The sequence below is a fragment of the Pseudothauera nasutitermitis genome (assembly GCF_004801295.1).
In the GTDB taxonomy this organism is placed as follows: domain Bacteria; phylum Pseudomonadota; class Gammaproteobacteria; order Burkholderiales; family Rhodocyclaceae; genus Pseudothauera; species Pseudothauera nasutitermitis.
On record NZ_SSOC01000006.1, the window covers coordinates 262,935 to 276,294 of the forward strand.

Sequence of the window (13,360 nt, forward strand, 5' to 3'; positions counted from 1 at the left end):
AGCATACGCCGCGCCCTACACTGGGCGCCTGTTCCCGGAGACCGATGATGGCGCTGCATGTCTGGCTGCTTTACACCCTGGCAGCGATCGGCCTGGCGCTCACGCCCGGCCCCAACAGCCTGCTGGCGCTCACCCACGGTGCGCTCTACGGCACCCGCCACACGCTGTACACCGTGGTCGGCGGCGTGCTCGGCTTCACCGTGCTGATCGCTCTGTCGATGTTCGGCCTGGGCGCCTTGCTGCAGACCTCGCAGCACGCCCTGCTGGTGCTCAAGTGGGTGGGCGGCGCCTATCTGGTGTGGCTGGGCGTGCAGTTGTGGCGCGCGCCGGCCATGCATCTGGCCCCGGTGGGCCACGGCGGCAGGCCGCGCGGCCGCGTGCTGTTCCGCCAGGGCCTTTTGTCGGCGTTGTCCAATCCAAAGGTATTGCTGTTCTACGGCGCCTTCCTGCCGCAGTTCATCGACGCGCAGCGCGCGCTGCTGCCGCAGTTCGTCATCATGGCGGCCACCTTCGCGGTGGTGGAGTTCGCCGTGGAGGTGGTGCTCGCCCGTCTGGCGCATGCCATCCGGCCCTGGCTGGAGCGCGGCGGCAAGCGCTTCAACCGGGTGTGCGGGACGCTCTTCGTGCTGATCGGCGCCGCGCTGCCGGCCACGCGTTAGAGCGCGGGCCTGGATTGAAGGCAGGTTCTGGCCGCATGGCCGCCGCGCTAGCCGTGTTGCTGCACATTCCCATAAAATAAGAAGCGTTCGCATTTGTTGTGCTGTTTTCGTACTTCAGCCCGGCAAGCCCGACCCGCCACGACAGGAACCCCCACGGTATGGACGCCTCCACTCCGCCGGACCGCATCGACGCGCTCTACATCCAGCACCACGGCTGGCTGGTCGGCATGCTGCGCCGCAAGCTCGGCAATGTGGACAACGCGCACGACATCGCGCAGGACACCTTCCTGCGCATCCTGTCCGCCAGCGAACCGGTATCGATCCGTGAGCCGCGCGCCTTTCTCACCACCGTTGCCAGCCGGCTGACGGCGCAGTACTTTCGCCGGCTGGCGCTGGAGCGCGCCTACCTGGAGGCCCTCGCCGCCCAGCCGGAAGCCACCGCCCCGTCGCCCGAAACCCGCCAACTGGTGGTCGAGGCCCTCACCGCCGTCAGCAACGTGTTGGCCGGCCTGCCGGCGCGCACGCGCGAAATCTTCCTGCTGTCGCAGCTCGACGGCCTGACCTATGGCGAAATCGCCCGCTTGCAGCAGGTTTCCGTCGGTACCGTGCAAAAGGCCATGACCAAGGCCCTCATGCACTGCTACAGCGCGGTGTACGGCGACGACGCATGAACCATCCCGCCGAATCCCTGCTCGGCCGGCAGCCGGATGGAATCCCGGCACTCGACCCCGCCGTGGTGGAACAGGCCATCGCCTGGCACGTCGCCCTGCTCTCCGGCAGCGCCGACGACGCCCAGCGCGCGGCCTGTCTGGCCTGGCGGCAGGCAGACGAAACCCATGAATGCGCCTGGCAGCGCATCGCCTCGCTCGGCCAGGGCATGCGCGCGGCCAGCGGCGAAGTCGCGCCGCCGCTGGCCCGCTACCTGCTGCGCAGCGCGGCAGGCGGTGCACGCCGCATCGTGCTGAAGAGCTTTGCCGGCCTCGGCCTGCTCGGCGGCGGCGTGCTGCTGGCCAACGAACTGCGCCTGCACGACGCCATCGGCGCCGACCACCGTACCGCCACCGGCGAACAGCGCTGGATCACGCTGGCGGACGGCACCCGCATCCTGCTCAACACCGCCACGTCGATCGACGTGCGCTACGGCGCCGAACTGCGCCAGATCCGTCTGCGCAGCGGTGAAATCCTCGTGGAAACCGCGCCGGACGCCGCGCGCCGCCCCTTCCTCGTCAGCACCGCGCATGGGGATGTCCTGCCCGTCGGCACGCGCTTTTCCGTCCGCCAGGACCAGGGCGACGGCCCCATTGCCGTCGCCGTGTTCGATGGCACCGTCGAAATCCGCCCCGCGCACGGTGCCGCGCTGCGGCTGCATGCCGGCCAGCAAAGCGCCTTCACCGCCCAGGGTACGGTTCCTGCCCATCTCCTGCATGCCGGGCAGGAAGCCTGGCGCGATGGCATGCTGGTCGTCGAGCGCATGCCGCTGCCCGACTTCATCGCCGAACTCGAGCGCTACCGCCCCGGCAGGCTGAGCTGCGACCCCGCCGTCGCCCACCTGCGCGTCAGCGGCGCCTTTCCGCTGCACGCGCCGGACGAAGTGCTTGCGTTGCTGGCCGAGACGCTGCCGATCCGCATCGAGCATTTCACCCGCTACTGGGTCACCGTCAGGCTGCGCACCTGAGCGCCGCCCATCAAAAAAATTTCGGATGGTGGGGTAGTTTTTTCCATCTCGCGCATCAAGCAGAACAGAGAGGCCGCAAATGCCCGCGCGCCTTCCGTTCAACGCCTGTCCGCGAAAGGAAAATCCGCATGCAGCACGCTCACCCGTTCCCCGTCCGCCGCCCGCTTGCCAGCACGATCCGCCTGATGCTGTGCGGCGCCCTCCTGGCCGGCGGCGCCATCCAGGCGCCGGCCCAGGCCCAACCGGCCGGGTCCGCCGGCGGCGCCCAGGCCTCGGCCAGCCGCGCCTACGACATTCCCGCCGGCAGCCTGGACCAGGTGCTCGGCCATTTCGGCCGCGAAGCCGGCGTAATGATCGCCATCGACCCCGAACTCACCCAGGGCATCCGCAGTGGCGGACTGCGCGGCACGCACACCACCGCCTCCGGCCTCGCCGCCATCCTCGCTGTCCATCGGCTGGAGGCCGTTCCCGGCGCAGGCGGCGGCTACCGCTTGCGCCGCCTGCCGGCGGCGGCGGACACCAGGCTGGCGCCGGTCACGGTGACGGCCCAGGCCGAGCGCAGCGGCACCACGGAAGGCACCGGCAGCTACACCACCCGCAGCATGAGTACCGCCACCAAGCTGCCGCTGTCCATCCGCGAAACGCCGCAGTCGGTCACGGTCATCACTTCACAGCGCATCGAGGACCAGGGGCTGACCTCGCTCAGCGACGTCGTGCAGGCCACGCCCGGCCTCACCGTGACCAAATGGGGCGGCGAGCGCTATCGCTTCACTTCGCGCGGCTTCCAGATCAACAATCTGATGGTCGACGGCATTCCGATCCAGTACGAGGAGGCCGCGCTGTCCACCGGCGCCATGTCGATGTACGACCGCGTCGAGGTCATGCGCGGCGCGGCCGGGCTGATGGAGGGCGAGGGCACGCCGGGCGGCTCGATCAACCTGATGCGCAAGCGTCCGACCCGGGAATTCCAGGGCTCGCTGACCGGCAGCGCCGGCAGCTGGGACAACTACCTCGGCTCCCTCGACGTCGGCGGCCCGATCAACGAGGCCGGCACCCTGCGCGGCCGCGCCGTGGTCAGCTATCAGGACAAGCAATCCTTCATCGACGATTACGCGAACAAGCGCACGCTGGTGTACGGCATCCTCGAAGCCGATCTCACCCCCGCCACCACCGCGACGCTGGGCTTCTCCTACAGCAACGAGGACAACCCCGGCGCGGACTGGAACGGCATCGGCACCTGGCCGGACGGCAGCTTTCTGCCCATCTCCCGCTCCACGCGCATGAGTCCGAGCTGGTCCTACTGGGACAAGAAAAGCACAACGGTGTTTGCCGATCTGGAACACCGGCTGGACAACGGCTGGAAGGCCAAGGTTGCGGTGAACGTGGTGGATAGCCGCATGGACATGCTCGGTACATTTCTCGGCGATACCGTCGTGGACAGCGCGGGCAACCCTTCCTTCACGCTGTATGGCGGGAGTACCGCCTATCGCTATGACCGCGAGCAGTACAGCATCGACGCTTATGCATCCGGTCCAGTGAATCTGTGGGGGCGCACACATGAATTGGCGATCGGTGCCAGTCACCGCAAGAGCACCTGGAAAGACGAAGGCGCACCGACCGATTTCACCTCGGTAAGCTTCAACCCGCTGAATTGGAACCCGCGTTCCGTCCCCAAGCCGACGATCACCGGCAGTTGGAGCCTATGGACCCGTGACGACGAACGGGAGCAGACCGGCCTCTACGGGTCTGGCCGTTTCAAACTGTCCGATCCGCTGACCCTGATCGCCGGGGCACGCCTGGATTGGTACAAGCATACGATTGCCCAGCAGTGGGGCGGATACGCCTATGGCGCGACGGATTTCAACATCGACCATGAATTCACGCCGTATCTGGGCGCGGTTTACGATTTGAACGCGCAGCACTCGATCTATGCCAGCTGGACGCGCATCTTCAATCCGCAGAGTTATTACACAGCCAATGGCGGCCTGCTCGACCCGCAGACCGGCAGCAACTACGAGATCGGCATCAAGGGCGAGTACTTCGGCGGCCGCCTGAACGCCAGCGCCGCGATCTTCCAGATCGACCTGGAGAACCTGCCGGATGGTTTGCCCGTGTCCCAATGCGCGACCGGGTTGACCAGTTGCTATCGCTCGGCCGGCGAAGTGCGCAGCCGTGGCGTCGAGTTCGAGCTGAACGGCGAACTGGCGCCGGGCTGGCAGATGGCCGCCAGCTACACCTATGCCTCGGCCAAGCGCCTGTCGGAGGCATCGGGTTACGATCCGATCGGCAGCCACAGCATCGGCAAGCGCTACGCGACCAACATCCCCCGCCACCTGTTCAAGCTCGCCACCACGTATCGGCTGCCGGGCGACCTGAGCCGCTGGAAGGTGGGCGGTTCGCTGCATGCGCAGGACGATATCGCAAGCCCGTGGGGCGTGAAGCAGGGCGGCTATGCCATCGTCGGGCTGCATGCCAGCTACGCGCTCACCAGGCAACTGGACCTGAGCCTGAATATCAACAACCTGTTCGACCGCGAATACTATTCGACCATTGGCTCATACTCGGATGCCAACTTCTTCGGTGATCCGCGCAACTTCCTGCTGACGGCGAAGTACCGCTTCTAGGCGCCATGCCGGGCGGCCTTAGCGGCCGCCCGCATTGCACCGCCCCGGAGAACGGGGGCGTCAGTGCGCGCCGAACACGTCGTCCAGCGTGCGGGCGTCGAGGATGTTGTCGGCCCAGTGTTCCAGTTCGGCGGAACTGGCCTTTTGCAGGCGTTCGGTGACGGCCGGATCGAGCGGACCGAAGCGGCGGGCGAGTTGGCGGGAGAGCACGGCGAGTTCGCCTTGCTGCATCCCCTGTTGCATGCCCTGCTGTCTGCCCTGGGTAAGCAAGCGTTCTGTCAATCCAGCCATTTTCCGGTTCTCCTGCGGGTAGCGTGCGGCGTACAGCCGCCGTTCATTATCGTCAAGGGCGCTGTAGATGTCGACGAAGTCCATGTATTTGAGGCGTTTTTCGACTTCCGGTTCAAGCGTCAGCAGGCCGCGGACGGCCTGGGCGTAGACCTCGATCTTCCTGTCCCTGGGCCAGTGCATGTTGGGCAGGTTGAGGCGGGCGACGAGGTTGCCGCTGTTCATGTGGGGGTGGGCCGGGATGTCGGCCAGAATGCAGGCGAGGTAGTCGAAGCGCAGGTAGGCGTGGCGTTCGCTGCCCAGTTCCAGCGAGCGGGGAATGCGCCGGCTGCCGCGCAGGAAGATGACCACCGGCACCACGCGCGCGGTCTTGCACAGTTCAGCCAGCGTGGCGGTGTAGGACACCAGCCGGTGGATGGAAAAGCGCGCCGGATCGCTTTCTTCTTCCAGCACGAAGAGCAGGGCTTCCCGGCGGCCGTCGGGCCATTCCACCAGCAGGGGCACGTCGAGTTCGTGGAAGCGGTCGCCGAGGCGGTTTTTCAGCTGTTCCTGGCGGATGGGCGTGATGAGCACCGCGTCGTCGAGGTCCCGCGCTTCTTCAGGGGCGAAGAATTCCAGCGCCTGGCGCGGGTAGTCGAGGATGAGGTTCTTGAAGTTCTGGTCGTGGCTGACGGGGGCGGACATGTGGAGGTTCCGGCAATGATGATGGAATCATCATTCGCCGTCCGGATCATGTCAATATCATCGATGCTGCGGCGCTTGCCTACAGCCCCAGCCCCTTGCGCAGCAACAGCAGCACGGCCATGCCGCCGATGAAGGGCAGCCAGGGGTTGCGGAAGCGGGTGCAGGCCAGGATCACCACGATGGCGGCGGCCAGCTTGGGGTTGAAGGGTTCGAACCCGCCGTCGGCGAGCAGCACGTCCGGCGCCACCAGCGCGGCCAGCGCGGCGGCCGGGGCGTAGCGCAGCGCGCGCTGCAGGGGGGCCGGCAGGCGGGCGCGTTCGCCGGGGATGATGAAGCTGCCGCGGGTGAGGATGGTGGTGCTGCCGATGGCGGCCAGCGTCAGCCACAGCCAGAAGCCTTGGCTCATGCCGGCCTCCCGCTGTTGCCTTGCCAGCGCTCGGCGGCGAAGCCCGCGGCGATGCCGGCCAGGATGCCGACGATCATGCCGAGCTTGAGCGGCAGGCCGCGCGCGAACACCGTGGCCAGACCGCCGACCAGCGCGGCGACCAGCATCGGGCGGGTGGCGCACATCGGCACCAGCATGACCATCAGCGCGATGGTGGCCATGAATTCCAGCGACCAGTCGCGCGGCAGGATGCCGGCGCCGAACACGCCGACCGCGGTGAAGATCTGCCAGAGCAGCCAGCACCACAGCGACGGCGCCAGGAAACAGCCCCAGCGCCAGCGCGCATCGTCGGCGCGCAGCAGACGCTCGGAGAGCACGGCGAACACGCCATCCACCAGCAGATAGCTGGAGAACACGCGGCGCGGGCGCGAGGCGTCGGCGAAGGCCGGGGCGAGCGCGGCGGAGAAGATCACGAAGCGCAGGTTGAGCACCAGCGCGGTAAGCACCAGCAGCCACAGCGGCGCGCCCACGGCGATCAGCGGCAGGGTGCCGAGCTGGGCGGTGCCGGCGTACACCAGCAGGTTCATGCCCATGGCTTCGAGCGGGCTCAGGCCGATGGAGCGCATGGCCACGCCGGTGACCACGGCCCAGGGGATCAGGCCCACGGACAACGGCAAAAAGGCGCGGAAGCCTTCTGCGGCGCCGCGCTTGAAGGAATCGTCGAACATCGGGATGGGAATCCTGCGGGTGTCGCGTCGGGGGCCGCGACCAGCCTTGGAGGATAGCAGTGCCGGCGGCCGGCGGAAATGCTCCCGTGGCGTTCAGCCGCGTCCGCCGAGCAGGCCGTGCTGGCGGAGGTATTGCTGGATGATCTCCAGCCGGCTGACCACGTCGTCGAGTTCCAGCAGGGCCTGGCGCGCGCGCGCCGGAATGGGCAGCAGCTCGGCGTAGCGCGCGCCCACCCAGGCGGCGTCGTCGAGGCGCAGCGGTTCGGGCAGCGGGTTGCCGACCTCGCCGGCGATGGCACCGAGCAGCGGCAGGATGTCGGCCTGCGCGTCGGGCACCGCCTGCGGCGGCGGTTCGTCCAGCCAGCGCACGGTGGCGGTGAGCAGGCCGTCGGCCTCGACCTCGTGGTCCTCGATGCGGAAGCGCCGGCGGCCGCGCGCGATGATGGACAGCACGCCCGGCTCGCCCATGTCCCAGTGCTCGATGACGGCCTCGGTGCCCACCGGATGCGGCACGGCGGGCTCGCCGACTTCCTTGCCGGCGGCGATCAGGCACACGCCGAAGGCCGACTGCTCGCGCAGGCAGCGCGCGCTCATGTCCATGTAGCGCGCCTCGAACACGCGCAGCGGCAGACGGCCCTCGGGGAACAGCACGGTGCCCAGCGGGAACAGCGGCAGGCGGGCGGTCTCAGCCGTCATCGCGCGGCTCCTCCCCCCAGCGCGGCCCCAGGTCGTGCTGCACGCCGAGCTGGTCGAGGATGCGCGCGACGACGAAATCGACCAGATCGTCGATGCCGCGCGGGTGGTGGTAGAAGCCCGGATTGGGCGGCAGGATGACCACGCCCAGGCGCGCCAGGCGCAGCATGTTCTCCAGATGGATGGCGGAGAAGGGGGTTTCGCGCGGCACCAGGATCAGCTTGCGGCCTTCCTTGATGGCCACGTCGGCGGCGCGTTCCACCAGGCTGCCGGCCAGCCCGGCGGAGATCGCCGCCAGCGTGCCCATGGTGCACGGGCACACTACCATGGCGTCCGGCGGATTGGAGCCGGAGGCCGGCGGGGCGAACCATTCCTCGCGGCCGAACACGCGCAGGCGGCCGTCGGCGTCGTGGAAACGCTCGCGCAGCACCGCCTGCACCTCGGCCGGGCGGGAGGGCAGGTCGAGGCCCATCTCCTGGCGGGCGACGATCTGCGCCACCTGCGAATACAGCAGCCACACCCGGTGGCCACCGGCCAGCAGGCGGTCGATGAGCCGCAGGCCGTAGGGCATGCCGGAGGCGCCGGTGAGGGCGACGGCGATGGTCTGGGTCATGGGTGTGCGCGGGCGGGGAACGGGGTGCTAGTGTTGCACGCCCGCCGCGTGAGGAAAAGCGGGCGCGTCGTGCCGGCGGCCCTCAGTGCAGATAGTCGGAAATCAGTTGCCAGCGCCCGTTGCGGATCTGCGCCAGACGGCCGCTGCGGTTGCCCAGGTGGTCGTCGGCACTGAAGCGGTAAACCGGCCCGCCGAAGATGTCCGGCCGGATCTGCAGGTTTTCCAGGGCGACGCGGAAGCCTTCCACGGTGAGTTCCGGGCCGGCGGCCTGCGCGGCCTGCACCAGCAGGTCGGCGGCGGTGTAGCCCATCACGCTCCATACGTTGGGCGCGGCGCCGAAGCGTTCGCGGTAGCGCGCCACCCAGGCCGCCAGTTCGGGCGTGGCGCCCTCGGCGTAGGGGTGGGGCAGCACCGACACGCCGTACAGGCCCTCCACCGCCGGGCCGCCGAGCGCGTGGGTCTGCGCCGAGTAGCCGGACGCGGTGACCAGCATGTCCACCTCCCAGCCCAGCTTGCGTGCCTCGGTCATCGCCGCCACGGTCTCGCGTACCACGGTGGCGAGCACCACCAGGTCGCAACCGGCCGCGCGCAGGCGCGCGATCTGGCTGGAAAAGTCGGTGGCGCCGCGCTTGTAGCTGGTGCGTTCGGTGAGTCGCCTGCCTTGCCGCGCCAGCCCGGCCTCCACGCCCTTCATCACTTCCAGGCCGTAATCGTCGTCCTGGTAGAGCAGGCAGGTGCGCGAATACTCGTGGGTCTTCACCATGTAATCGGTGGCCGCCGCCATGTAGTCCTGATATGGCGCGTAGATCTGGAATTTCAGCGGGTGCAGCGGCAGGTAGGTGGCTTCGTGCGGCGAGAACGGGAACAGGTGCGGGCGGCCGGCCTCCACGATCATCGGCATGCTGGCCATGACCACCGGGGTGCCCATGTTGGACAGGAAGGCGAACACGCGGTCGCGCTGGATCAATTTGCGCGCGGCCAGTACCGCGCGCTTGGGATCGTAGCCGGCGTCCTCGACGACCAGGCGCAGACGGCGGCCATGCACGCCGCCGCTGGCGTTGGCCTCCTCGAAGCGCATCAGCATGCCGTCGCGCACCGGTGCGCCGAGCATGGCGATCGGCCCGGAGAGATCCTGGATGCTGCCGACGGTGATCTCGTCGTGGCTCACGCCGGGGGTTTCGGCGCCGGCGGCGAGCGGCAGCAGGGCGAACGCGGCGGCCAGGAGGATGCGGGAGTGGAGCATGGAAAACCTCGAACGCATGGCTACCACTGAAGGCGTAGCACCAAATACTTCATAAAGTATGGCTGGCGGCACGCTTTGCGCAACCCCGCGCCGGCATCAGCGCTGTCCGGCGATGCCCTGCGGCCGCCACAGCACCACCGCCACCAGCACGCCGCCGAACAGCAGGGCTTCCAGGCCCGCGGTGCTGGCCAGCGCGTCGGGCAGCAGATCGCGGGCGAGCGCGATGAGCTGCGGAATGGCGACGATGACCAGCGCACCCCACAGCGCGCCGGCCAGGTGCCGCGCGCCGCCGATGAAGGCCAGCATGAGTAGTTCGAAGGACAGCATCAGGCCGAACTGCTCGGGGGTCAGGAAGCCGATCCAGTGGGCGTACAGCCCGCCGGCCAGGCCGGACAGCGCGCCACCGGCGACGAAGGCGGAGGTTTTCGCGCGGGCGGGGTCGATCGCGCAGGACTGGGCCGCCGCCTCGTCGGCGCGGATGGCCCGCCAGGCGCGCCCGAGCGCGGAATCCACCCAGTGTCGGCAGGCCAGCCAGGCCAGCGCAAGCACGAGCAGGCTGACCAGCGCCTCGCGCGCGGCGCTGTCCGCCGCCAGCGGGCCGACCGCGAAGGCCGGCACTGCCAGCCCGGCTGCGCCCCCGGTCAGCCCGTCCGCGCGTACCAGCAGTTCCTCGATGATCAGCGCGAAGGCCAGCGTGCTCATGGCGAAGTACAGCCCGCCCAGCCGGCGTGCCGGCAGACTGGCCAGCCAGCCGCCGCCGGCGCCCAGCGCCATGGCGAAGGGCAGGGCCAGCGGCGCCGGCACGCCCAGGCGCACGAGCAGGCACTGGGCGTAGGCGCCCAAGGCCATCAGCGCACCCTGGCCCAGCGAGATCTGCCCGGCTTGGCCGACGATCAGCACCACGCCCAGTCCGGCGATGGCGAAGGTGGCAACGAAGGCGAGCTGGCCGAGCGCGTAATCCGGCCCCATTGCCGCCAGTACCCCCAGCGCGGCGAGGGCCAGCGCGCTCCAGGCCACCCAGCGCAACGGCGTACGCATTACCGCGCGCGCTCCCGCCCGGCCGCGCTGCCCAGGCCGTTGGGGAACAGCAGCAGCGCACCCATCAGCAGCAGGTAGGGCACCATGTCCTTGGCGCCTTCGGGCAGGGCCAGCCCGGCGAGCGCTTCGACCACGCCCAGGAACACACCGGCGGCCAGCGCGCCGGACAGGCTGCTCATGCCGCCCAGTACGGCGGCGGGGAAGGCCTTCAGGGCGATCAGCCCCATGTTCAGATGGATGAAGGTGATCGGCGCCAGCAGCAGCCCGGCGAAGGCCGCCAGCCCGGCGCCGAGCGCCCAGGCCAGGGTGTGCATGGCGGCCACCGGCACGCCGCTGAGCGCGGCGGCGCGCGGATCCTCGGAGCAGGCGCGCAGCGCCAGGCCGAGGCGTGTATGGCGGAAGAACAGGGCGAGCGCGCCGGCCACCAGCAAGGTTGCGCCGATCACCATCAGGTGCGCGGGCGCCAGTGCCAGTCCGCCGAGGCGCAGCGCTTCATCGGCGGGCTGGCCGAGGCGGTGCATGGAGTGGCTGGCGGCGGGTACGGCGGTGAGCGCGCCGCGCATCATCAGGCCAAGGCCGAAGGTGAGCAGCACAGCGGTGAGATGCGGTTGGCCGAGTGCGCGGCGCAGCACGCTGCGCTCCAGCCCGGCGCCAAGGCCGACCATCAGGCCGAGGCCGAGCGCAATGGCCAGCCACAGCGGCAGACCCACGCCGGCGTTGAGCGCCAGCACCGTGAAGGCGCCCAGCATCAGTAGGTCGCCCTGCATGAAGCTGATTGTTTCGGTGGCCTTGTAGATCAGCACGAAGGACAGCGCCACCAGCCCATAGACGCAGCCGATGGCGATGCCGCTGGTGAGAACCTGCAGGAAGGTGAGCATGGGGCGCAAGGATAGCCGATCCGGCCGCCGGGCGGCGCCCCCGCCCCGTTCAGGTGTCTGCTCAGGTGGCCAGTGCCGGGCTGGGGGGCAGCGCGCAGGCGCTGCGGTATTCGGCGGCCAGGCGGTCGACCAGTTCGGCCACCGGCACGACGTCGTGGATGGTGGCCACGCCGTGGCCGGCGCTCCATACATCGCGCCAGGCGCGCGCCTCGTCGGCGATGCCGTGCAGCTTGCCCTTGCCGAAGTTCACGCCGAGCTGCTCGCGGTCGAAACCGGCACGCTCCAGGCTGGGCCACAGAAAGTTGGCGTTGGTGCCGGAGATGGCGTCGGTATATACCACGTCGCCCGGCCCGCTATCGACCAGCATGCGCTTGTAGTCGTCCTGCGCCATGGACTCGCGCGTGGCGATGAAGCGCGTGCCCATGTAGGCGAAATCCGCGCCCATGGTCTCGGCGGCGCGCACGCTGGCGCCGTCGGAGATGGCGCCGGCGAGCACCAGGGCGCCGTCCCAGAATTCGCGGATCTCGCGGATCAGGCTGAACGGGCTCTGCGTGCCGGCATGCCCGCCCGCACCGCCGGCCACGGCGATGATGCCGTCCACCCCGGCGGCCGCGGCCTTGCGCGCGTGGTAGGCATGGATGATGTCGGAGAACACCAGCCCGCCATAGGCGTGCACGGCCTTCACCACCTCGCCGGGATGGCCGAGGCTGGTGATCACGAAGGGCACGCGGTGCTCGACGATCAGCGCGAGGTCTTCGGGCAGGCGGGTGTTGCTCGGGTGCAGGATGAGGTTGATGCCGTAGGGCGCCACCGGCGCGCCGGGATGGGCGGCGCGGTGCTCGGCCAGCTCACGGTCGATGCGCGTCAGCCATTCGCCGAACTGCGCGGCCGGGCGGGCGTTGAGCGAGGGCAAGGTGCCGGCCACGCCGGCCTTGCAGGCCTCGATGACCAGATCGGGGCCGGACACCAGGAACATCGGCGCGGCGATCACCGGCACCCGCAGGGCGCCGCGGAATACGTTCGGTACGGACATGCTGTCTCCTCTGGATGGCGGAGGCTCGTGGGCGGCCTTCCTCGGACGGACTCTAGCACGCCGGGCAGTCATGTCAAACGACCGTTTGAATTGCGCCGGGCGGGCCGATTTCCACCGGGTCGGCGGCCATGGCCGGACCCGCGCGGGCGATGCTATGCTCCCGCGCCATGTCCATCGAAACCCTCATCTACGCCATGGCGCTGGGCGGCGTGGCGGTCAATGCCGCCGCCGGCGTGCTGGAAGCCGGACGCAAGCCCTTCGACCTGTTCGGCATGGTGGTGGTCGCCCTGGCCGCCGCCTTGGGCGGCGGCAGCCTGCGCGACGTGCTGCTCGACCGCACGGTGTTCTGGATCGCCGACCAGATCTACCTGCTCACCGCCGTGCTGGCCGGCCTGGTGACCTTCGCCCTGGTGCGCGTGGTGCGCCTGCCGCCGCGCCTGTTCCTGCTGCCCGATGCAGTGGGGCTGGCGCTGTTCACCGTGAGCGGCACGCAGGCCGCGCTGGCGATGGATGCGCCGTGGCTGGTGGCCAGCATGATGGGGGTGATCACCGGGGTGTTCGGCGGCATCGTGCGCGACGTGCTGTGCAACGAGGTGCCGCTGGTGTTCACCGGCGAGCTGTACGCCACCGCGTCCTGGCTGGGCGCGCTGCTGCTGGTCGGGTTGGTGGGCGGGGGCGTGTCCCCCGGCTGGTCGGCGCTGGCCGCCGCCGCGCTGGTGCTGGTGCTGCGCCTGGCGGCGATCCGTTTCCGCTGGCGCCTGCCGGTGTTTACCGCACGGCCCTGAGCTGGCGGTGGCGCGGCGGCCCGGCCGCGTTTCG

The 13,360-nt window shown here is 69.5% G+C and carries 14 protein-coding genes; 5 read left to right on the plus strand and 9 right to left on the minus strand.

What is annotated here, in order from left to right; genetic code table 11:
• Positions 1-47: 47 nt before the first annotated feature.
• From E6C76_RS17195 to E6C76_RS17210, 4 genes are all read left to right on the plus strand, one after another.
• Positions 48-659 carry a LysE family translocator gene (locus E6C76_RS17195; protein ID WP_136349474.1) on the plus strand — a complete coding sequence of 204 codons (612 nt, stop codon included), beginning with the start codon at positions 48-50 and terminating at the stop codon, positions 657-659.
• Positions 660-817: 158 nt separating this feature from the next.
• Positions 818-1,330: a sigma-70 family RNA polymerase sigma factor gene (locus E6C76_RS17200; RefSeq protein WP_136349475.1), complete on the plus strand. Its 513-nt coding sequence runs from the start codon at positions 818-820 to the stop codon at positions 1,328-1,330.
• Positions 1,327-2,334 (plus strand): FecR domain-containing protein, encoded by a 1,008-nt coding sequence (locus E6C76_RS17205; RefSeq protein WP_136349476.1) that lies wholly within the window; start codon positions 1,327-1,329, stop codon positions 2,332-2,334. The genes E6C76_RS17200 and E6C76_RS17205 overlap by 4 nt, the downstream gene beginning before the upstream one ends.
• A gap of 128 nt (positions 2,335-2,462) precedes the next feature.
• A complete protein-coding gene (locus E6C76_RS17210) occupies positions 2,463-4,958 on the plus strand; it encodes a TonB-dependent siderophore receptor (RefSeq protein ID WP_136349477.1) in 2,496 nt (831 codons plus the stop codon).
• Between the two features lie 60 nt (positions 4,959-5,018).
• On the opposite strand, the gene E6C76_RS17215 is transcribed toward E6C76_RS17210, so the two are convergent.
• The 9 genes from E6C76_RS17215 to E6C76_RS17255 all read right to left on the minus strand — a co-directional run bounded on the left by E6C76_RS17215 (position 5,019) and on the right by E6C76_RS17255 (position 12,541).
• A complete protein-coding gene (locus tag E6C76_RS17215; protein ID WP_136349478.1) occupies positions 5,019-5,930 on the minus strand; it encodes a DUF4351 domain-containing protein in 912 nt (303 codons plus the stop codon).
• Between the two features lie 79 nt (positions 5,931-6,009).
• Positions 6,010-6,336, minus strand: a complete 327-nt coding sequence (locus E6C76_RS17220) for an AzlD domain-containing protein (RefSeq protein WP_136349479.1) — start codon at positions 6,334-6,336, stop codon at positions 6,010-6,012.
• The gene (locus E6C76_RS17225; RefSeq protein ID WP_136349480.1) at positions 6,333-7,043 is read right to left on the minus strand and encodes an AzlC family ABC transporter permease; all 711 of its coding nucleotides are present in this window, start codon (positions 7,041-7,043) and stop codon (positions 6,333-6,335) included. The genes E6C76_RS17220 and E6C76_RS17225 overlap by 4 nt, the downstream gene beginning before the upstream one ends.
• A gap of 93 nt (positions 7,044-7,136) precedes the next feature.
• A complete protein-coding gene (locus E6C76_RS17230; RefSeq protein ID WP_136349481.1) occupies positions 7,137-7,739 on the minus strand; it encodes an LON peptidase substrate-binding domain-containing protein in 603 nt (200 codons plus the stop codon).
• Positions 7,729-8,349: a flavin prenyltransferase UbiX gene (locus E6C76_RS17235; RefSeq protein ID WP_136349482.1), complete on the minus strand. Its 621-nt coding sequence runs from the start codon at positions 8,347-8,349 to the stop codon at positions 7,729-7,731. Before E6C76_RS17235 ends, E6C76_RS17230 begins: the two co-directional genes overlap by 11 nt.
• A gap of 82 nt (positions 8,350-8,431) precedes the next feature.
• Positions 8,432-9,592, minus strand: coding sequence for an ABC transporter substrate-binding protein (locus E6C76_RS17240; RefSeq protein WP_136349483.1), 1,161 nt, complete (start codon positions 9,590-9,592; stop codon positions 8,432-8,434).
• 96 nt (positions 9,593-9,688) lie between these two features.
• Entirely contained in the window at positions 9,689-10,630 is a 942-nt protein-coding gene (locus E6C76_RS17245) for a branched-chain amino acid ABC transporter permease (RefSeq protein ID WP_136349484.1), read from the minus strand.
• Positions 10,630-11,508: a branched-chain amino acid ABC transporter permease gene (locus E6C76_RS17250; protein ID WP_136349668.1), complete on the minus strand. Its 879-nt coding sequence runs from the start codon at positions 11,506-11,508 to the stop codon at positions 10,630-10,632. Before E6C76_RS17250 ends, E6C76_RS17245 begins: the two co-directional genes overlap by 1 nt.
• A gap of 61 nt (positions 11,509-11,569) precedes the next feature.
• The gene (locus tag E6C76_RS17255) at positions 11,570-12,541 is read right to left on the minus strand and encodes an NAD(P)H-dependent flavin oxidoreductase (protein ID WP_136349485.1); all 972 of its coding nucleotides are present in this window, start codon (positions 12,539-12,541) and stop codon (positions 11,570-11,572) included.
• Positions 12,542-12,708: 167 nt separating this feature from the next.
• On the opposite strand from E6C76_RS17255, the gene E6C76_RS17260 reads away from it, so the two are divergent.
• A complete protein-coding gene (locus tag E6C76_RS17260; RefSeq protein WP_230976305.1) occupies positions 12,709-13,326 on the plus strand; it encodes a trimeric intracellular cation channel family protein in 618 nt (205 codons plus the stop codon).
• The last annotated feature ends 34 nt before the right edge of the window (positions 13,327-13,360 follow it).